This window comes from Arthrobacter rhamnosi (assembly GCF_054510855.1).
Genome location: NZ_JBTNDT010000005.1, coordinates 98520 through 116012, shown reverse-complemented (window position 1 = coordinate 116012; position 17493 = coordinate 98520). Strand labels below are relative to the sequence as shown.

The following is a 17493-nucleotide window of genomic DNA, read 5'->3' as shown; positions in this document are numbered from 1 at the left end:
GGCCGGGGGAGGCCGGGGACAGGTCGGAGGGAATCCTTCGATAGACTGGCAGGAGCCCGACCGACCCCCAGCGGAAGTTCGAGACTCCGATGCTCACCGTGCTCATCGCGATGTTCGCGCTGGCACTCGGGGCGCCTGTTCTCTTTTCCCGGCTCGGCAGGTCGGCGTTCTTCGTCCTGGCCGCCGCACCCGCCGCGGGCTTCGCCTGGCTCCTCGTCCAGCTGCCGGCAGTCCTGGCAGCCGATCAGGAGGCTCTTGCCGGGCCCCGCGCCCCGCCGTCGGTCGTGATCCCCTGGATCCCGACCCTGCAGCTCGAGCTGGCCTTCCGGCTCGATGCGCTGGCCGCGGTGCTCTGCATCCTGATCCTCGGTGTCGGGGCGCTCGTGCTCTTCTACTGCGCGCGCTACTTCAAGAACGACGATCCGGACGTGGGCGCGTTCGGTGCGCAGCTCCTGGCCTTCGCGGCGTCCATGGTCGGGCTGGTCACGGCCGACGACCTGATCCTGATGTTCATCTTCTGGGAACTGACCACGATCCTGTCCTACCTGCTCATCGGCTACGCGCGCCACCGCCTCTCGGCTCGCCGTTCGGCCCTGCAGGCACTGATCGTCACGACCTTGGGCGGCCTGGCCATGCTCGTGGGCCTCGTGATGCTCGGCCAGGAAGCCGGAACCCACCGGATCTCCGAGATCCTCGCCGGTGCCGGGTCCCTCGTGGCGCACGGGACACTCGTCAACGTGGCGATCGGGCTGGTGCTGGTCGGGGCCATCACCAAGTCCGCGCTCGTGCCCTTCCACTTCTGGCTGCCCGGCGCGATGGCGGCACCCACGCCCGTCAGCGCCTACCTCCACGCGGCGGCGATGGTGAAGGCCGGCGTCTTCCTCGTGGCGCGCTTCGCCCCGGGATTCTCCGACACCGCCCTGTGGTACCCCGTGATCCTCCTCCTCGGCATGGCGACGATGCTGCTCGGCGGATGGCGCGCCCTGCGCCAGTTCGACCTCAAGCTCGTCCTCGCCTACGGGACGGTGAGCCAGCTCGGATTCCTGATGATGGTCGTGGGCCTCGGCGGGCGCGACGGGGCCGTGGCCGGCCTCGGCCTGCTCCTCGCCCACGGCTTCTTCAAGGCGACGCTGTTCCTGGTGGTCGGCATCATCGACCACCACTCGGGCACGCGGGACCTCCGGGTGCTGTCCGGGATCGGAGGCTCCTCACCCGTCCTCTTCGTCGTCGCGCTGGTAGCCGCCGGGTCCATGGCGGGCATTCCGCCACTGCTGGGTTTCGTCACGAAGGAGTCGGTGTTCGAGGCCTTCGCGCACCGTGCGGAGGACGGCCCCGCCGGGGTGCTCCTGCTGGGCGGGATCGTGCTCGGTTCCATCCTGACCTTCGCCTACAGTGCCCGGTTCGTGTGGGGTGCCTTCGCGCTGAAGCACGGCGGGCCGCGGACGGCCTTCGAACCGGTCCGGGCCTCCTTCCTGCTGGCACCCGCCGTGCTCGCCGTCGCCTCCGTGCTGTTCGGGATCTGGCCGGCACCGCTCGACGCCATGATCCAGCCCTATGCCGCGCTCTTCGCCGGCGGGGGCACACCGCACCTCGCCCTGTGGCACGGACTCAACCTGCCCCTGCTGCTGTCGGTCGTCACCATCGTGGCCGGCGTCGCACTCCACCTCCTGCGCGTTCCCGTCGAACGGGTGCAGGGCGGGGTGCCGTCCGTGCGGGAGGCCGAGGCGGTCTACCGCTCCGCCATCGGCGTGCTCGACGACGTCGCCGTCTGGGTCACCGGCCGCACCCAGCGCGGCTCGCTGTCCTTCTACCTCTTCGTCATCCTGGCCACAGCCGTCGTCACACCGCTGACCGCCCTGATCCTGTTCGATGCTCCGCTGCCCACGGACTTCCGCATCGCGGAGTCCCCGGCCCAGGTGGTCGCCGCGGCTGTCATCCTGGCGGGCATCCTCGCCGCGCTACGGGCCGACAAGCGGTTCATGGCCGTCCTGATGGTCGGCATCACCGGGTACGGCATGGCGGTCATCTACGCCCTCCACGGTGCGCCCGATCTCGCGCTCACCCAGATGCTCGTCGAGACCATCGTGCTCGTCGCGTTCGTCCTCGCCCTGCGCTCGCTGCCGGCCCGGCTGTGGAACCGCGAGGAGACCCGGCACCGGCTCCTCCGCGCCGCGCTGGGGATAGCGTTCGGGGGCATCATGGCGATCATCGCGATGTCGGCCATGGCATCGAGGACCGCGGCGCCCATCTCGCTCGCCTACCCCGAGCTGGCCTACAGGGATGGCGGGGGAGCCAACGCCGTCAACGTCCTGCTCGTGGACATCCGCGCGTGGGACACCCTCGGGGAGATCACGGTCCTGGCGACAGCCGCCACGGGAATCGCCAGCCTCATCTTCATCCGCGGCCGCGGCGACAAGCGGCGCCGGGCCGACGGCGTGGAGGACGGATCGGTCGACCGGGGGCAGGAGCCCCTGCACGGCCGCGAGCACGCTGCGCGGACACTGGCGGCACAGTTCGCCGCCGTCGCCCGGGACCCCTGGCTCGTCGCCGGGCGGACCCTCGCGCCGGAGCGCCGTTCCATCATCTTCGAGGTCATCACGCGGCTGCTCTTCCACACGATCATCGTGCTGTCGATCTACCTGCTGATCGCCGGCCACAACCTGCCGGGCGGCGGCTTCGCCGGCGGGCTGATGGCGGGCCTCGCCCTCGCCATCCGCTACCTCGCCGGCGGACGGTTCGAGCTCGCCGAGGCCAGCCCGATCAGTGCCGGGGCCCTGCTCGGCGTCGGGCTCGCCATCGTCTCCCTCACGGCGGCAGCGCCGCTGCTGGTCGGCGGCGAGGTCCTCGAGAGCTACATCCTGGAATTCTGGCTGCCGGTCTTCGGCGACGTGAAGTTCGTGACGTCCACCATCTTCGACATCGGGGTGTACATCATCGTCGTGGGCCTCGTCCTGGACGTCCTCCGGAGCCTCGGGTCGGAGATCGACGAGCGCAGCGAGGCCGATCGCCCCGTCGAGGAAGAGGCCGGGCCCGATGCCCTCGTCCCGCCCGCCACTGAAGGAGTCCGGCCATGACGGTCAACATCACGCTCATCGTGCTCATGGCCGCCCTGTTCGCCGCCGGGATCTACCTGCTGCTCGAACGCAGCCTGACCCGGGTGCTCCTCGGCCTGATCCTCATGGGGAACGGGGCCAACATCCTCATCCTGGCCATGAGTGGAGGCGGTGGGAAGTCCCCCCTCTACGTCGCGGGGACGGCGGCGGAGGACTACACCGACAGCCTGCCGCAGGCCCTGATCCTCACGGCGATCGTCATCACGTTCGCCGTCACCGCGTTCATGCTGGGCATCATCTACCGGTCGTGGGTGCTGGGCCGGGAGGACGACGTCCAGGACGACCTGGAGGACCGCCGCGTCGCCGACCAGGACAGCTACGACTACGAGGACGACGCCGACATCGCCGCAGATACCTCCGAGTTCCCCGGCGACGACGACGAACGCCCGGCGGACGGGCGCGACGCCGCCGGCCGCACCGCCGGGCCCGGGGGTGCGCGATGATCGCGGCCGACCTGGCTCCGCTCGCCGTCGTCCTGCCGTTCCTCGGAGCGGCCGTCACCTTCATCCTCATCCGGCACGCGCGGGCACAGCGGGCCGTGAGCATCACGACGCTCAGCGTCACCCTGCTCATCGAGGTCGGGATGCTCCTCGCCGCGCCCGGCGCCGGGACGCACGCCGTGACGCTCGGCGGGTGGCAGCCCCCGTTCGGCATCGTGCTGGTGGTGGACCAGTTCTCGGCCCTCATGCTGGTGGTCTCGTCCGCCGTCAGCCTCGCCGTCCTGATCTATGCCGCGGGGCAGGGGATGACGGACGGCGACGAGGAAGGGCCGGTGTCGATCTTCCATCCCACCTACCTCATCCTCGTCGCCGGGGTGTCCAACGCCTTCCTGACGGGTGACCTGTTCAACCTGTACGTGGGCTTCGAGATCCTCCTCACCTCGAGCTACGTCCTCATGACCCTCGGCGGCACCGCGCCCCGCATCCGGGCCGGCGTGACGTACGTGGTCGTGAGCGTGGTGTCATCGATGCTGTTCCTTATCGCCATCGCGATGATCTACGGCGCGACCGGCACCATCACCATGGCCGATCTGGCGGTCCGGCTGGAGGACGTGGATCCGGCCACGCAGATGGTGCTCCACCTGATGCTGCTGGTGGCGTTCGGCATCAAGGCCGCCGTCTTCCCGCTCTCCTTCTGGCTGCCGGACTCCTATCCGACGGCACCCGCGCCCGTCACAGCGGTGTTCGCCGGGCTGCTGACCAAGGTCGGCGTCTACGCCATGGTCCGCGTCGAGACACTGCTCTTCCCGGGGGACCGCATCAACTCCCTCCTGATGGTGGTCGCGCTGCTCACGATGGTCGTGGGGATCCTCGGTGCGCTGGCACAGTCAGACATCAAGAGGCTCCTGTCCTTCACCCTCGTCAGCCACATCGGGTACATGGTCTTCGGGCTGGCCATCTCCACCCGCCTCGGACTCGGCGCAGCCGTCTACTACGTGGCCCACCACATCACCGTCCAGACGAGCCTCTTCCTCGTCACCGGACTGATCGAGCGCCGCGGGGGAACGGCCAACGTCGAGCGCCTCGGCGGCCTCGCGAAGCTGTCGCCGCTCCTGGGGGTCCTCTTCTTCCTCCCGGCCATGAACCTCGCGGGCATCCCGCCGTTCTCGGGGTTCCTCGGGAAGCTCGGACTCATCCAGGCGGGCATCGAACTCGGGACCCCGCTCGCCTATGTCCTGGTGGCCGGAGGAGTGGTCACGAGCCTGCTGACGCTCCTGGTGATGGCCCGCGTCTGGAACCGGGCGTTCTGGCGTAGCCCGGCGGACGCGGAGGATCCCGATCCGATCCTCCTGGCGAGCACGCCGGACGGCTCCGGCGTGGGGACGTCCCATCGCGTCACCGGCGAGGACACGGGGCGTTTTGCCGGCAAGGACCCGGTCACACTCCTGCCCGGCACCATGACGGGGCCCACGATCGGCCTCGTGGCGCTCGGGCTGGCGCTGACCCTCCTCGCCGGTCCGCTCTTCACGCTCAGCGACGATGCGGCCTCCGAGATGCTGGACCGCACCCCGTACATCGAAGCAGTCCTGGGAACGGGGGCGGACGGGTGACCCGACAGCGCATACCACTCATCACCGAGCTCCCCCTCGTCATCTGGCTCGTCCTCGTCTGGGGTGCCCTGTGGCAGGATTTCGGCCCGGGCAACCTCGTCTTCGGTGCCCTCATCGCCTACGCCGTGGTGAATCTCTTCTACCTGCCTCCCGTCGAACTCACGGGCCGCTTCAACGTGCTGTGGGTGGTGCCGTTCCTCGGCCGGTTCCTGTACGAACTCGTCACGGCCAGCCTTCAGGTGTTCTGGCTCGCGGTGAGCAAGGGGCCGTCGCTGCGGAACGCCGTCGTCGCCGTGGAACTGCGCAGCTCCTCGGACTTCCTCGTCACGGCCACGGGTCACGCGATCTCGCTCATCCCGGGCTCCCTCGTCCTCGAGGTGGACCGTTCCACGTCGACGCTCTACCTGCACTGCCTGAACGTGACGGACGACGCGGGCGCCGACGCGATCCGCCGGAATGTCCGTGCGACGGAAGCCTGGCTGATCCGGATCATGGGAAGCCGCGCCGACCTGGCAGCACTCCGGGCCGAGGAGGCGCGGAGATGACGGCGGTGGAATATGTCGTCCAAGGAATAATCGCCGTCGCGGCTGCCCTCGCGTTGTACCGGGCCGTGCGGGGCCCCTCGATCCTCGACCGCGTCCTGGCGCTCGACGTCGTCCTCGCCATCATCGGTGCGGCGCTGGTGCTGAACATGGTCGTGCACGGACACCTCGACAACCTGATCCTGCTCGTCGCGATCTCACTGATCGGCTTCGTCGGCTCGGTGACCGTGGCCCGTTTCGTCACGGACAGGAAGTAGCGCCGTGGCCGACGTCGTCGTCTCCGTCCTCCTGATCGCAGGAGCGCTCCTGTCCCTCGCTGCGGGCATCGGCCTGGTGCGCTTCCCCGACCTGCTCTCGCGCATGCACGCCGCGACCAAGCCGCAGGTCCTCGGGCTCCTGCTCTTCCTCCTGGCGCTCGCGGTCGAGTCCGGGAGCTGGGTGCTCGTGCCGCTGCTGGTGCTGTGCTGGCTGTTCCAGCTGCTGACGAGCCCCGTCTCGGCGCACATGGTCGGCCGTGCCGGATACCGTACCCGGCACCTCCGGCGCGATCTGCTCACACTGGACGAGCTCGACGACGTCGTGGTGCGGGCGGCGGACGACCGCGACGGGCCCCCGCAGCCGGACAGCGGCGGACGCGGCGGCGGGCAGGGGCCCGGCGACGCGACCTGAGCTTCTCCTGAGCACCGCGATCCTCGGCGTCATTTCGCCCGCATCAGGTGGTCACGTCCGGGCCCGGACGGTAAGCTTGCTTCGAATCGAGGAGCGGTGACGTGTGAGGCTGGTTTCGGAGTCGGATGAGCGGCAGCGGGTCGCCGTGGTCATTGAGGACGACGCCGACATCCGTCAGTTGCTCGTCATCATCCTGTCCTCGCGGGACTTCGAGGTGCACGAGGCCGTCACGGGCGCCGAGGGGCAGCGCCTCCTGGACGCCGTCGATCCGTCACTCGTCACCCTGGACCTCAATCTCCCGGACGTGGATGGAATCGATCTCTGCGGCAGGCTCCGGGCCGATTCGGACGCGCACATCCTGACGATCTCGGCCCGGCCCCCTCAACTCACCGAGGAACAGTGCCTCGCGGCCGGGTCCAACCACTTCATGGCGAAGCCCTTCAGCCCGCGCCTCCTCGGCGCCTACCTGGACGGCGTCTTTCCGCGCGAGGGTGCCGCCTAGGCGCCGTCGCGTCACAAACCGGGGACCCCTTTGGGGAGAACCCGGGCAGCGCTAGGCGGAGCGCCGGGTGGGCGAGATGACCCGGATGACCGCGGAGTCGTCCTCGGCGGCCAGTCCCTGCGCCTGGCCGAGCAGGTAGAGCTGTTCCGCGGCGGCGGCCACGGGAGCAGCCATTCCGGCGGCGCGGGTCGCCTTCCCCACGATGCCCATGTCCTTGACGAAGATGTCGAGGCGGCTGAGGACCTCGGCTCCCTCGTCCGAGTAGGCCTCGAGCATCCGCGGCCCCCGGTTCGAGAGCATGAAGGACCCGGCTGCGCCGGCCTCGAGGGCGGCGAGGGTCCGGGCCGGATCGAGTCCGAGGGCGTCCGCGAGGGCCATCGCCTCGGCTGCGGCCGCGATGTGCACGCCGCACAGCAGCTGGTTGACGGTCTTGAGGGCCTGTCCGTCCCCGGGCTTGTCGCCGACGACGGTCAGGGTGGAGGCCAGGAGCTCGAGCACGGGACGTGCCGCGTCCAGGGCAGCAGGTTCTGCTCCCACCACGATCAGGAGGTCGCCCTCGCCGGCGCGCTTCGGGCCACCCGAGAGCGGTGCGTCGACCAGTGCGACACCGTAGCCCGCCAGCCGCTCCACGGTCGCCGGCACGGCGTCGGTCCCCACGGTGCTGGTGAGGATGACGACGGACCCTTCCCGCAGGACGGAAGCCACTCCCGTCTCGCCGAACAGGACGTCGTCGAGCTGTTCGCCGTTGCGCACGGCGAGCAGCAGCGCGTCGGTACCGGTCGCTGCCTCCCGGGCGGAGGAGAACGTGCGGATTCCCGCCTCCCGGGCCAGTGCGAGCCTCGGCTCGGCGATGTCGAAGCCGTGGACCGTGAGGCCGGTGGCCAGGCGTGTGGCCATCGGCAGGCCCATGGCGCCGAGGCCGAGGACTGTGACGGAGTAGCTGTCGGTCATGGGTATCGCCATCCAATGCTAGAGCGGGGGCTGCCGGGGGGGGGGGGGGGGGGGGGGGGGGGATGCGCGTCAGAAGGTCGCGCTGAGTTTTCGAGTGACCTGGGCGAGGGAGGAATCGTCCCCCACATTGCCCGCGAAGACGATGTACGGGATGCCCCTGGCGGGGCCGTCCACCGGCTCCCACAGGCTCACGATCCCCGGGAGCATCGGGCCCCGGACGATCGCCCGCCGGATCTGCAGACCGTGCGCGGCCACGTCGGAGGAGGTGATGCCTCCCTTGGCGATCACGAAGCGGGGCGGGAAGATCTTCAGCGAACGGTTCACGACCGCGACGACGGCGGCGGAGACGGTGCGCGCGATTCGAAGGCTGGCGGCCGCATCGCTGGTCCGGACCAGCAGCCGGCTCGTGTGCAGGATGACGTCGCCCTCCGCGAGGCGTGCCACGACCTCGTCGACGATCCCGTCGAGGTGGCGGGCCGCGCGCTCGTCGAGCAGTTGCTCGACGTCGATCTCGATGATGTGCGCCCGCCGGTGCTGCTCGATGAGGATGCGGAGCTGCCGGGTCGTGACGCCGACGTGCGAGCCGACCACGATCAGCCCGCCGGCAGTCGACGGCTCGTGGCCGGCGTAGGCTTCGTCCCCGGTCAGTTCGGCCCGGATGTCCTGCCCGATCCGGGCCCGCATGAAGGGCGGTCCCACCCGGTACAGCAGCTTCCTGCCGCGCCGTTCCGCCTCGTCCAGCCCGAGGGCGAGGGCGCGCAGGTCGTTCTCGGTCACGATGTCGGCGACGATCGGCGTGGCATCGGCCGCGCCCTCGATGGCGTCCGCGATGGCCCTCGCCGATGCGGCCGCGCCCCCACCCGTGCTGCCTGCACGGATGATGCCGAGGTCCAGGACGATCACGGAGTCCGCCGGGATCCTTCCGGCGCTCTTCTCCTCCACGTAGTGCGCGAGCGAGGCATTGCGGTAGCCGAAGGTGGCGTCCTGGGCGAACTCGGTGTCCGACACCGGGACGAGCCGGCCGGCGTCGGGCGCTCGCACGTAGTGCACCCCGCCGATGGTGACGCGCCCGGCATCGGGGAAGGCCGGGACGATGACGACGCCGTCGGTCGCTTCCCCCGCGACGTCGAGGACGGTCGCGGCGATGGTGTCGGGTTCGAGGGGGTAGTGCCCGCGCAGGGTCGAGTCGGACCGGCTGACGAAGCTGACGTGGATACCCGCCGGTTCGGCTGCTGCTGCGGTCAGTGCGTTGCGGACGATCTCCTCGTTCCGGGCCGCCGCTTCCGGCGCGTCGAGGCTCCGGGTGTTCGTGAGCACGTAGACCGCCGGCTTGCCCTGGGCGAAGGCCCAGGAGAAGTCCTCCACGTCCCAGCGCGTCAGGACCGGGAGGTCCGCCACGGACTGCGTCCCGGTCGGGTCGTCGTCGAGGACCACGAAGATCCGCGGGTCGTCCTGCTGGGCGGCCTGGACCGCCGTCGCCACCTCGAGGGCGGAGATCGGCAGTTCCGCCGGGTAGGCGGACAGGAGGTCGGATTCGATGGTCATGCTGCTCCGTCGTGGTGTCGGGTGGAACCTGGGATTCCGGCGCGGGACCGCCGACGGCGGGGCGGGCGAAAGGTCCGCGCCGCCGCCGATGGACCACTTGCCGTCAGTGGCCGGGTACTGCCGCCACCTTCTCGTCCTCGACCAGCAGGTCGTCCGACCGGGACCGCATCTTGCGGGTCAGGAGGAACATCACAGCCGCGAGGAAGGCGAAGACGCCGACCGAGATGGTGCCGTAGAGGCCGGTCTCGGTCGCGTAGCGCTCGTCGATCGCGGTGCGCATGATCGGGGCCACGAACCCGCCGAGGTTGCCCAGCGAGTTGATGAGCCCGATGCCCGCTGCCGCCGCCGTGCCGGTGAGGAACGCCGTGGGGTAGGACCACGTGATCGGACCGCAGGCCAGGAAGCTCGAGACCGAGACCACGAGGAACGCGATCGCCAGGACGGGCATCCCGTTCTCGCCGGCGAATGCCGCTCCGATGGTCGCCAGGCCGGTGAGGGTGTAGAACATCGCGCCCCACGTGCGGCGGCGCCGGATGGTGTTGGCGCGCTTGCCCACGTTGTAGCAGACGAACAGGCCGACGAGCCAGGGGATGGCCGTGATCAGGCCGACCTGCCAGAACTCGGCGTCGGGGCTGATGATGCGCTTGACCTGCTGGGGGAGGTAGAACGTGGTGCCGTAGACCGCCACCTGCAGGCAGAAGTAGATCACCGTGAAGTACCAGACCTTCCAGTTCCCCATGGCACGCAGGATGCCCGACGGGCCATCCGTGCTGCGGACCACATCCTCCGCCTCCATGACCCGGAGCAGTGCCCGCTTCTCGTCGTTGTCCAGCCACTTCGCCTTCTGGGGACTGTCGATGAGGAAGAAGATCGCGGCGATACCGGCGACGACCGCCAGCATGCCCTCCGTGAAGAACATGACCTGCCACCCGTGCCACGGCGTGTACGTGTCGCCGAAGGAGATCAGGGCGCCGGAGAGGGGATTGCCGAGCATCTGGGAGAAGGGCTGGGCGAGGTAGAACAGGGCGAACATCTGGACGCGGACCTTGTTGGGGAACCATTCCGAGAGGAACATGATCACGCCCGGGAACAGCCCGGCCTCCGTGACGCCGAGGAGGAAGCGCAGGACGATGAACATCGTGTCGCCGGTCGTAAAGGCGAAGGCCGCGGCCACGAGGCCCCAGGTGACGGCGATGCGGGCGAGCCACCAGCGTGCGCCGAACTTCTTCAGCAGCAGGTTGGACGGGATCTCGAAGATCGCGTACCCGATGAAGAAGATACCCGCGCCGAGGGCGAAGGCCCCGGCGGAGACGCCGCGGTCGACCTGGAGGGCATCTTGGGCGTATCCGACATTCGTACGGTCGAGGAACGCGACGAAGTACAGGATGATGAGCATCGGCATCAGGTGCCGTGCAGCTTTCTTGACGGCGGAGGCAAGCGCGGGGCTGTCCAGGTCGTCTTTGACCGCGTCCGTAGCGGACATGGGCCTCTCCTTTAGTGCAGTTGGTGGTGGATGGTGCGACTCACCCGACGAGTGCCGGGAAGATGAGCCACGCCCCGATGACGACGAGGACGACGCCGAGGGCGAGGAACAGGATGCGGGACTTCGACCAGTCGCGCATGTCAGTGCATGTAGAGGCCGCCGTCGACGTTCAGGGTCTGGCCCGTCACGAATCCGGAGTCCTCGCTGATGAGGTAGGCGATGGCTGCTGCGATGTCACGGGGGGTGCCGATCCGCGGGAGGACACCGTCGGCCGCCATAGCGGCCTTCCGTTCCTCCGTGAGCGTTCCGCCCATGATGTCCGTGTCGATGGGACCGGGGGAGATGGCGTTGACGGTGATGCCCGCCCCGCCCAGTTCACGCGCCACGGAGCGGGTGAAGCCGATGACCCCGGCCTTCGCCGCGGAGTAGACGGTCTTGGAGAACGTCCCTCCGCCGCGCTGCGCGGAGACCGAGGACAGGTTGACCACCCGCCCGACGCCGTACTCGACCATGGACTCGACGGCCCGACGGGTGGCGTAGTGGACACCGTTCATGTTGATGCTCATGACGCGGTCCCACTCCTCGGCGGTGACCTCGAGGTAGGGCACGGGACTGGAGACCCCGGCGAGGTTCACCAGTGCGACGATCTGCGGGAGTTCGGCCTCCAGGGTGTCGAAGGCCGCCCGGACCTCGGACTCGTTGGCGACATTGGCCCCGGCCCCGGCCGCCGTGACGCCGTGCTCCTCCGCGATCTCGCGGGCGACGGCCTTCGCCGCGGCGTCATCGAGGTCGATGATGCCGATGTTCCAACCGAGTCCTGCCAGGTAGTGGGCCGAGGCGCGGCCGATGCCGCGCGGCGAGGCCGCCCCGGTCAGGACGACCGACCGGGAGTCGGGAAATGCTGGTGCCACGATAGGGCCTCCTTGCGATCAGTGGATGGGTGCAGGACCGAGTTCGTCCATGAGTTTCTTGATGGCCACGTAGGCCTTGTTGCGGTAGGCGATCAGCTCGGCGGTGCGGTCCGCCGGGACGTCGAGGTAGCCGGAACCAGTCTTGGTGCCGAAGTTCCCGGCGTCCACGAGTTGCTTCAGCGAATCGGGGGTTGCGAAACGCTCGGGCCAGCGGGTCTGCAGGGACGCGTAGCAGAACGCGTAGACATCCAGTCCGGCCATGTCCGCGATGGCGAACGGACCGAAGACGGGAAGGCGGAAGCCGAAGGTCGTGCGGACGATCGTGTCGACGTCGTCCGCGGTCGCGATGCCCTCCTCGACGATCTGGGTCGCCTCGTGGAACAGGGCGTACTGGAGCCGGTTCAGCACGAAGCCGGTGGCGTCCTTCACACGCGCCGTCTCCTTGCCGGTGGAGGCGACGATCTCCTCGACCACCGGGATGATGCCGTCATCGGTTCCCGGGTGCGGGATGAGCTCGACGCCGGGGATGAAGGGGGCGGGATTGGAGAAGTGGACGCCGAGGAACCGCTCCGGGTGCTCCACGGCCTCCGCGAGGCTGGCGATCAGGATGGTGGAGGTGTTCGAGCCGATGATCGCGTCCGGACGGGCGGCCGCCGAGATCCGCCGCAGCGTCTCGTGCTTGATCTCGATCCGTTCCGGCACCGCCTCCTCGATGAACTCCGCGTCGGACACGGCGTCCTCGATGGAGTCGGCGGCGGTGACGTTCGCCTCGATGCGCTGGCGCGCATCCGCGGGGAACAGGCCGTCGGCTGCGAACTGGTCCGCCTCGGTCAGCAGCCGTGCGAGGTTCGACGACGCAATCTCGGCGCTCACGTCCGCGATCCGGACGGTGTGGCCGGCCAGGGCGAGGACCTGGGCGATGCCGCCGCCCATGTACCCCGATCCGACGACTGCGATTCTCTTCGGTGTCATGCGTCCTTCTTCCCAGGCAGGAGTGAGCGGATGTAGGTCTGGTTGGTGCCGCAGTTCCCGAGGCTGTCCCCGCCGTAGTGCTCGCACAGGAAGATGCCGTCGAACCCGAGCTCGATGGCGTCGCGGATCACCTGGCGGTAGTTGATCAGGCCGGCCTCCATCGAGCTGGGGACGCTCGTGGCCCACGAGCCGTCGGCGGCCTCGTCGCGTGTGTAGTTCTTGACGTGCCAGTAGTTGGCGTAGGGGAGGAGCTTCGCGTGGAGCTCACGCCAGTCCTCGACCGGGCGGTGCAGGCGGATGAGGTTGGCGACGTCGGGGTTGATGCCGACGTTGTCGAGGCCGATCTCCTCCACGAGCCGGACGGCGCTGTCCGCAGTGCCGAGGTACGTGTCCTCGTACAGCTCCAGCGACATCTTCAGGCCGACGTCGGCGGCGTGCCGGCCGAGCTCCCGCAGGCGCGTGACCGCCGCCTGCCAGACCTCCGGATCGTCCGGGTCCTTGGGTCCCTGCGCGGTCCAGAACCAGAGGGCGCGGCGCTGCGCCTCGCTGAAGGGCTGGTGGAGTCCGGTGGAGAACACCTCCATGCCCCATTCGGCTGCCGCGTCGATCGTGCGGTGCGCGTAGGCGAGGTTGCGTTCCTCGTGGCCCGGCATGATGACGCTCTGCCGCTGCAGGTGGACCGACGGGATCCGCACGCCGTGCGAGGCTGCGATGGACAGGAACTCGTCACGCCGGGACGGCTCGAGGTCGGCCGGGCGGACGTGGCTGTCGGCCAGTTCGGCGAGCGAGAAGCCGACCTGTTCCACCTGGCTGAACATGTCGTCCCACGCCTCGGGGGCGGCGTCGTGGAGGGCGACGCCCTCCTTGCTCACCGTGGGGATGCCGTGCAGGCACGTGGCGACCGGCCAGTCCTGGGCAGTGAACGCGGGCTGCGAAGGCATGTCGTTGCTCCATTGCAATCGGGATGGGGAGGAAGAAAAGATCCTATAGGAAATATAGACGGACCGATCCGTCTCTGCAAGACCTCTCCGGGCTGTTTCCGAGGTTGCCGGTCAGGCGCCGGGAGAATCGTCCAGGGAGCGGGCGCGCACGCCCTCGATGTGGGCCCGCAGGGCCGCGACGGGCGATGAGAGGTCCCCGCTGGCGAAAGCCGCCAGGATGGCGGCGTGCTCGGTGGCCGCCTCGGAGACGTCACTCGTCCCCCGGATGACGGCCTGGCGCATCCGGTGCGTCAAGGCCCCGAGATTGGCATACATGTCCTGCACGTACCGGTTGCGGGCGGCGTCGAGGATCACCAGGTGGAAGGCGTTGTCGGCGTCGAAGTAGTCGTGGATGGTGCGGATGGGGACGTCGCCGCCCCGCATCGCCTCCGTGACCCGTTCACCCATCAGGTGATGGTGTTCGTGGGCCCGCTGCAGGGCGGGCAGGAAGGATGCGGCCCGGGGGGCCGCGAGTCGTGCGGCCTCGGCCTCGAGCATGATGCGGGCCTCGAACAGTTCATCGAGCTGCTCGGCTCCGAGGGGAGGCGCGACGCGGTAGCCCTTCAGGGCCTCGCGGGTCACCAGGCCCGTGCGTTCGAGCTGGACCATGGCCTCGCGGATGGGCGTCGGGGAGACCTTGAGCTGTTTCGCCAGCGTGTCGATCGAGAGCCTCGCCCCCGGTTCCATCTCGCTCGAGAGGAGGATGTCGAGGATCCGGTCGTACACCCGGTCCCGCAGCCCGCGGCGGTCGATGTCCGGAACGGAACGGTCAGAAAGCCCTGCTGTCATCGCCAACCCCAATTCTCCACGCCTCGTCCAGAATGGCCCCGAACACAGCCGGGTCGTGTGCGAAGCGGCCGAGGAACATGCCGTCCACATCCGGAGCGATGCGCGTCAGTAGGCCCGGGCCGGCACTCCCTCCGTAGATTACCCGTGGATGGTGCAGCAACGCGTCCCCGGAGAGGTGTGCGCGGAGGGCGCGGGTGACGGCGCGGATGTGGGCGTCGGGTGCGGGTTCCGGCTGCCCGATCGCCCAGACCGGCTCGTAGGCCACGATGATCGTCCCGCCGGTCCCTTCGTGGCGGGCGACGGCGAGGCACGCCTCGAGCTGGCGCAGGCACGCCTGGACCGCCGCCGCGTGCTCGCCCCGTTCCTCCTCGCCGATGCAGAGCACAGGCACCAGTCCGTGACGGAGGCTCGCCTGGACCTTCCGGGCGGCGGAGGAATCCGTCTCACCGAACATCGCCCTGCGCTCCGCATGGCCGATCTCCACGAGCCCCACGCCCAGCTCCGCCAGCTCCGCCGCCGAGACCTCCCCGGTGAAGGCGCCGGCGTCCTCCCAGTGGACGTCCTGCGCTCCCACGAGCAGCCCCGCGGGAGCAGCCAGATCCAGGACGGCGGGGATGGACGGGAAGGTCGGGATGACGAAGGGCTCCACCACCCCGTCCCGTACCGCCGGGTGGGCGGAGGCGATCTCCGCCACCCGGCGGGTCCACTCGACCTGGCTCCGGTGGCCGAAATACATCTTCAGGCTGGAACCGATGGTGAACCTCGGCATGGGTCCCTACACGCCCTCGTAGGCGAGGATGTCGTCCACCTTGGCCTTCGACGCGCTCGAGGTGTCGAAGGTGTAGGTCAGCCACTCCCGCACGAGCCGGCGGGCGAGTTCGATGCCGACGACGCGCTGGCCCATGCAGAGCACCTGGCAGTCGTTGGACAGGACCGACCGTTCCACGGAGAAGGAGTCATGGGCCGTGGCGGCCCGGATGCCCTGCACCTTGTTCGCGGCGATGGCGACACCGATCCCGGTACCGCAGATGAGCAGTGCCCGATCCGCCTCGCCCCTGGCGACCCGCTCGGCGGCCTCGATGGCGACCGTGGGGTAGGGCGTGTGGCCGTCCGGTCCCACGCCGACGTCGACCACCGACTCGACGAGGTCGTTCTGTTCGAGGTCCTTCTTCAGGATCTCCTTGTACTGGTATCCCGCATCGTCGCAGCCGATGATGAGCCTGAGTGCCATGTTCTCTCCTAGGAATCGTGCGGGCTGGTGCCCGCTGCGCTACTGATGACGTCGGCGACGGTGGTGCAGATGAGGGCGAAGGACACCGCACCGGGGTCGGATGTACCGACGGACTTGTCCCCGTGGGCCCGAGCACGGCCGAGGGTCGCCTTCATCGCCGCCGTGGCCTCCGCCGCGGCCGTGGCCGCGGACGCGGCTCCCGACCACGCCTCGGCGAGCCCCTGCCCGTCGCCGATCCGCGCCGACAGTTCGTCGGAGAAAGGCACGATCGCGTCGATCATGGTCTTGTCGCCGACCTTCGCCTTCCCGAAGGCCATGACGGCGTCACTGGCGGCCGACACTCCTCGTGCGAGGTCCTCCGCGGTGGGCCGTGCCTCGTCGCCGACCACCGATCCGAGGGCCTTGAGGATGGTCGCCCAGATGGCCCCCGAGGTGCCGCCGGCACGGTCGCTCCACGCGTTGGCCGCGTGCCGCAGTGCCGTCTCGGCGCCGGCGCCCTGCCCGACGGCGGCGCGCGCCGCGTCCCGGGCGGCGTGGGCGCCGCGCTGCATCCCGATGCCGTGGTCCCCGTCGCCTGCCACCTGGTCCAGCCTGCCGAGTTCGTCGGCGTGCTCGTCCACGATGCGCGCGACGGCCTCGAGGGCCGTGGCGACGGTAGCGGCGCAGGCGCGGGATTCGGCGGACGAGCTGCCGACCGTCTCCTCGGCGTCGTCCTTGACCTCCGCGTCGAAACGCTGCTGCTCGCCGACCTGTCCGCGGCGGAAGCCGGGCGTGTCCGCCGGCGCCGTCCAGAGGCGTTCGAGCTCGTCGTCGAGCCACAGGAGGGTGAGGGAGCAGCCGGCCATGTCGAAGCTGGTGCACAGTTCGCCGACCTCCGGGTCGACGATGCTGATGCCGCGTCCGCCGAGCAGCTGGTGGACGGTGCGGTAGACGACGAAGAGTTCCTCGTACTTCACGCTGCCGAGGCCGTTCAGCAGGGGCACGACCCGCGCGCCCTCGAGGGCGACCCCGTCCGGGACCTCCTCGAGGAGGCGGCTGACGAACAGTTCGGCGAGGCCCGCCGCCGTGGGGATGTCCACCTCGTCGATGCCGGGCTCGCCGTGGATGCCCAGTCCCACGGCCATGCGGCCTTCGGGGACCTCGAAGAGGGGCGCGTCGGCGCCGGGGAGCGTGCAGCCGCCGAAGGCGACCCCGAGGGAGCGGGTCCGATCGTTCGCGCGGCGGGCGACGCGCTCGACCCCGTCGAGGTCGTAGCCCTCCTCGCACGCTGCGCCGGCGACCTTGAACACGGTGAGGTCCCCCGCGATGCCGCGCCGTTTGTGCTCCTCGCCCCTGGGGGCGCTGAAGATGTCGTCCGTCACGGTCACGGTGCGGACGTCCAGTCCGGCTTCGCGCAGCTCGGCCTGCGCCTCGTCGAAGTGCAGGACGTCACCCGCGTAGTTCCCGTAACTCAGGAGGACGCCCCGGCCCTGGTCGGCGGTCCGGGCGACCGTGCGGACCTGGTGTGCCGACGGCGATGCGAAGAGGTTGCCCATCACGGCTCCGTGGGCCAGGCCTGGCCCCACGAGGCCGCCGAAGGCCGGGTAGTGTCCGCTGCCGCCCCCGATGACGAGGGAGACCGTCGGTGCTGCGGGGCGGCCGGCGCGGACGACGCCGCCCGGGATCTGCTGGACCCAGCGCGATGCCGCGGCCGCGAAGCCGCTGATCATCTCGTCGACGAAGTCTCCGGGCTCATTGAACAGTCGCGTCATTGCG

Annotated in this window: 17 protein-coding genes; 7 read left to right on the top strand and 10 right to left on the bottom strand. The window is 69.7% G+C overall.

The genetic code is table 11. The features are described 5' to 3' along the window. Positions 1–89 precede the first annotated feature (89 nt). The 7 genes from ACX80I_RS11555 (at position 90) to ACX80I_RS11525 (ending at position 6876) form a co-directional block, all read left to right on the top strand. Complete coding sequence (locus ACX80I_RS11555) at positions 90–3074, top strand: Na+/H+ antiporter subunit A (RefSeq protein WP_459345272.1); 2985 nt, start codon at positions 90–92, stop codon at positions 3072–3074. Further along, on the top strand, positions 3071–3556 hold the full coding sequence (locus ACX80I_RS11550; protein WP_459345271.1) for a Na(+)/H(+) antiporter subunit C: 486 nt from the start codon (positions 3071–3073) through the stop codon (positions 3554–3556). The genes ACX80I_RS11555 and ACX80I_RS11550 overlap by 4 nt, the downstream gene beginning before the upstream one ends. Further along, positions 3553–5163: a Na+/H+ antiporter subunit D gene (locus ACX80I_RS11545; protein WP_459345270.1), complete on the top strand. Its 1611-nt coding sequence runs from the start codon at positions 3553–3555 to the stop codon at positions 5161–5163. The genes ACX80I_RS11550 and ACX80I_RS11545 overlap by 4 nt, the downstream gene beginning before the upstream one ends. After that, complete coding sequence (locus ACX80I_RS11540; RefSeq protein WP_459345269.1) at positions 5160–5708, top strand: Na+/H+ antiporter subunit E; 549 nt, start codon at positions 5160–5162, stop codon at positions 5706–5708. Before ACX80I_RS11545 ends, ACX80I_RS11540 begins: the two co-directional genes overlap by 4 nt. Next, entirely contained in the window at positions 5705–5962 is a 258-nt protein-coding gene (locus ACX80I_RS11535) for an MrpF/PhaF family protein (RefSeq protein ID WP_459345268.1), read from the top strand. Before ACX80I_RS11540 ends, ACX80I_RS11535 begins: the two co-directional genes overlap by 4 nt. Before the next feature lie 4 nt (positions 5963–5966). Next, complete coding sequence (gene mnhG / locus ACX80I_RS11530) at positions 5967–6374, top strand: monovalent cation/H(+) antiporter subunit G (RefSeq protein ID WP_459345267.1); 408 nt, start codon at positions 5967–5969, stop codon at positions 6372–6374. A gap of 103 nt (positions 6375–6477) precedes the next feature. Then, complete coding sequence (locus ACX80I_RS11525) at positions 6478–6876, top strand: response regulator transcription factor (RefSeq protein ID WP_459345266.1); 399 nt, start codon at positions 6478–6480, stop codon at positions 6874–6876. 51 nt (positions 6877–6927) lie between these two features. On the opposite strand, the gene ACX80I_RS11520 is transcribed toward ACX80I_RS11525, so the two are convergent. The 10 genes from ACX80I_RS11520 to ACX80I_RS11475 form a co-directional block, all read right to left on the bottom strand. After that, positions 6928–7827, bottom strand: coding sequence for an NAD(P)-dependent oxidoreductase (locus tag ACX80I_RS11520; protein WP_459345265.1), 900 nt, complete (start codon positions 7825–7827; stop codon positions 6928–6930). 69 nt (positions 7828–7896) lie between these two features. After that, the gene (locus ACX80I_RS11515; RefSeq protein ID WP_459345264.1) at positions 7897–9372 is read right to left on the bottom strand and encodes a four-carbon acid sugar kinase family protein; all 1476 of its coding nucleotides are present in this window, start codon (positions 9370–9372) and stop codon (positions 7897–7899) included. A gap of 103 nt (positions 9373–9475) precedes the next feature. Then, positions 9476–10855 (bottom strand): MFS transporter, encoded by a 1380-nt coding sequence (locus tag ACX80I_RS11510; RefSeq protein ID WP_459345263.1) that lies wholly within the window; start codon positions 10853–10855, stop codon positions 9476–9478. 140 nt (positions 10856–10995) lie between these two features. Further along, positions 10996–11766, bottom strand: a complete 771-nt coding sequence (locus ACX80I_RS11505; RefSeq protein ID WP_435868645.1) for an SDR family NAD(P)-dependent oxidoreductase — start codon at positions 11764–11766, stop codon at positions 10996–10998. Between the two features lie 18 nt (positions 11767–11784). Beyond that, positions 11785–12738 (bottom strand): 3-hydroxyacyl-CoA dehydrogenase family protein, encoded by a 954-nt coding sequence (locus ACX80I_RS11500; RefSeq protein WP_459345262.1) that lies wholly within the window; start codon positions 12736–12738, stop codon positions 11785–11787. Further along, on the bottom strand, positions 12735–13679 hold the full coding sequence (locus tag ACX80I_RS11495) for a sugar phosphate isomerase/epimerase family protein (RefSeq protein ID WP_459345261.1): 945 nt from the start codon (positions 13677–13679) through the stop codon (positions 12735–12737). Before ACX80I_RS11495 ends, ACX80I_RS11500 begins: the two co-directional genes overlap by 4 nt. A 111-nt stretch (positions 13680–13790) precedes the next feature. Beyond that, on the bottom strand, positions 13791–14507 hold the full coding sequence (locus ACX80I_RS11490; protein WP_459345260.1) for a GntR family transcriptional regulator: 717 nt from the start codon (positions 14505–14507) through the stop codon (positions 13791–13793). Then, a complete protein-coding gene (locus ACX80I_RS11485) occupies positions 14488–15276 on the bottom strand; it encodes a triose-phosphate isomerase family protein (protein WP_459345259.1) in 789 nt (262 codons plus the stop codon). Before ACX80I_RS11485 ends, ACX80I_RS11490 begins: the two co-directional genes overlap by 20 nt. Positions 15277–15282: 6 nt before the next feature. Beyond that, a complete protein-coding gene (locus tag ACX80I_RS11480) occupies positions 15283–15738 on the bottom strand; it encodes a ribose-5-phosphate isomerase (RefSeq protein WP_459345258.1) in 456 nt (151 codons plus the stop codon). Between the two features lie 8 nt (positions 15739–15746). Continuing rightward, complete coding sequence (locus ACX80I_RS11475) at positions 15747–17489, bottom strand: dihydroxyacetone kinase family protein (RefSeq protein WP_459345257.1); 1743 nt, start codon at positions 17487–17489, stop codon at positions 15747–15749. Positions 17490–17493 lie beyond the last annotated feature (4 nt).

Excerpts from the sequence above, each read along its gene's own strand:
- ACX80I_RS11475 (WP_459345257.1), bottom strand. The coding sequence starts at position 17,489 with ATGACGCGACTGTTCAATGAGCCCGGAGACTTCGTCGACGAGATGATC.
- ACX80I_RS11545 (WP_459345270.1), top strand. The coding sequence starts at position 3,553 with ATGATCGCGGCCGACCTGGCTCCGCTCGCCGTCGTCCTGCCGTTCCTC.
- ACX80I_RS11485 (WP_459345259.1), bottom strand. The coding sequence starts at position 15,276 with ATGCCGAGGTTCACCATCGGTTCCAGCCTGAAGATGTATTTCGGCCAC.
- ACX80I_RS11550 (WP_459345271.1), top strand. The coding sequence starts at position 3,071 with ATGACGGTCAACATCACGCTCATCGTGCTCATGGCCGCCCTGTTCGCC.
- ACX80I_RS11520 (WP_459345265.1), bottom strand. The coding sequence starts at position 7,827 with ATGACCGACAGCTACTCCGTCACAGTCCTCGGCCTCGGCGCCATGGGC.
- ACX80I_RS11555 (WP_459345272.1), top strand. The coding sequence starts at position 90 with ATGCTCACCGTGCTCATCGCGATGTTCGCGCTGGCACTCGGGGCGCCT.
- ACX80I_RS11495 (WP_459345261.1), bottom strand. The coding sequence starts at position 13,679 with ATGCCTTCGCAGCCCGCGTTCACTGCCCAGGACTGGCCGGTCGCCACG.
- ACX80I_RS11500 (WP_459345262.1), bottom strand. The coding sequence starts at position 12,738 with ATGACACCGAAGAGAATCGCAGTCGTCGGATCGGGGTACATGGGCGGC.
- ACX80I_RS11515 (WP_459345264.1), bottom strand. The coding sequence starts at position 9,372 with ATGACCATCGAATCCGACCTCCTGTCCGCCTACCCGGCGGAACTGCCG.
- ACX80I_RS11480 (WP_459345258.1), bottom strand. The coding sequence starts at position 15,738 with ATGGCACTCAGGCTCATCATCGGCTGCGACGATGCGGGATACCAGTAC.
- ACX80I_RS11535 (WP_459345268.1), top strand. The coding sequence starts at position 5,705 with ATGACGGCGGTGGAATATGTCGTCCAAGGAATAATCGCCGTCGCGGCT.
- ACX80I_RS11490 (WP_459345260.1), bottom strand. The coding sequence starts at position 14,507 with ATGACAGCAGGGCTTTCTGACCGTTCCGTTCCGGACATCGACCGCCGC.
- ACX80I_RS11510 (WP_459345263.1), bottom strand. The coding sequence starts at position 10,855 with ATGTCCGCTACGGACGCGGTCAAAGACGACCTGGACAGCCCCGCGCTT.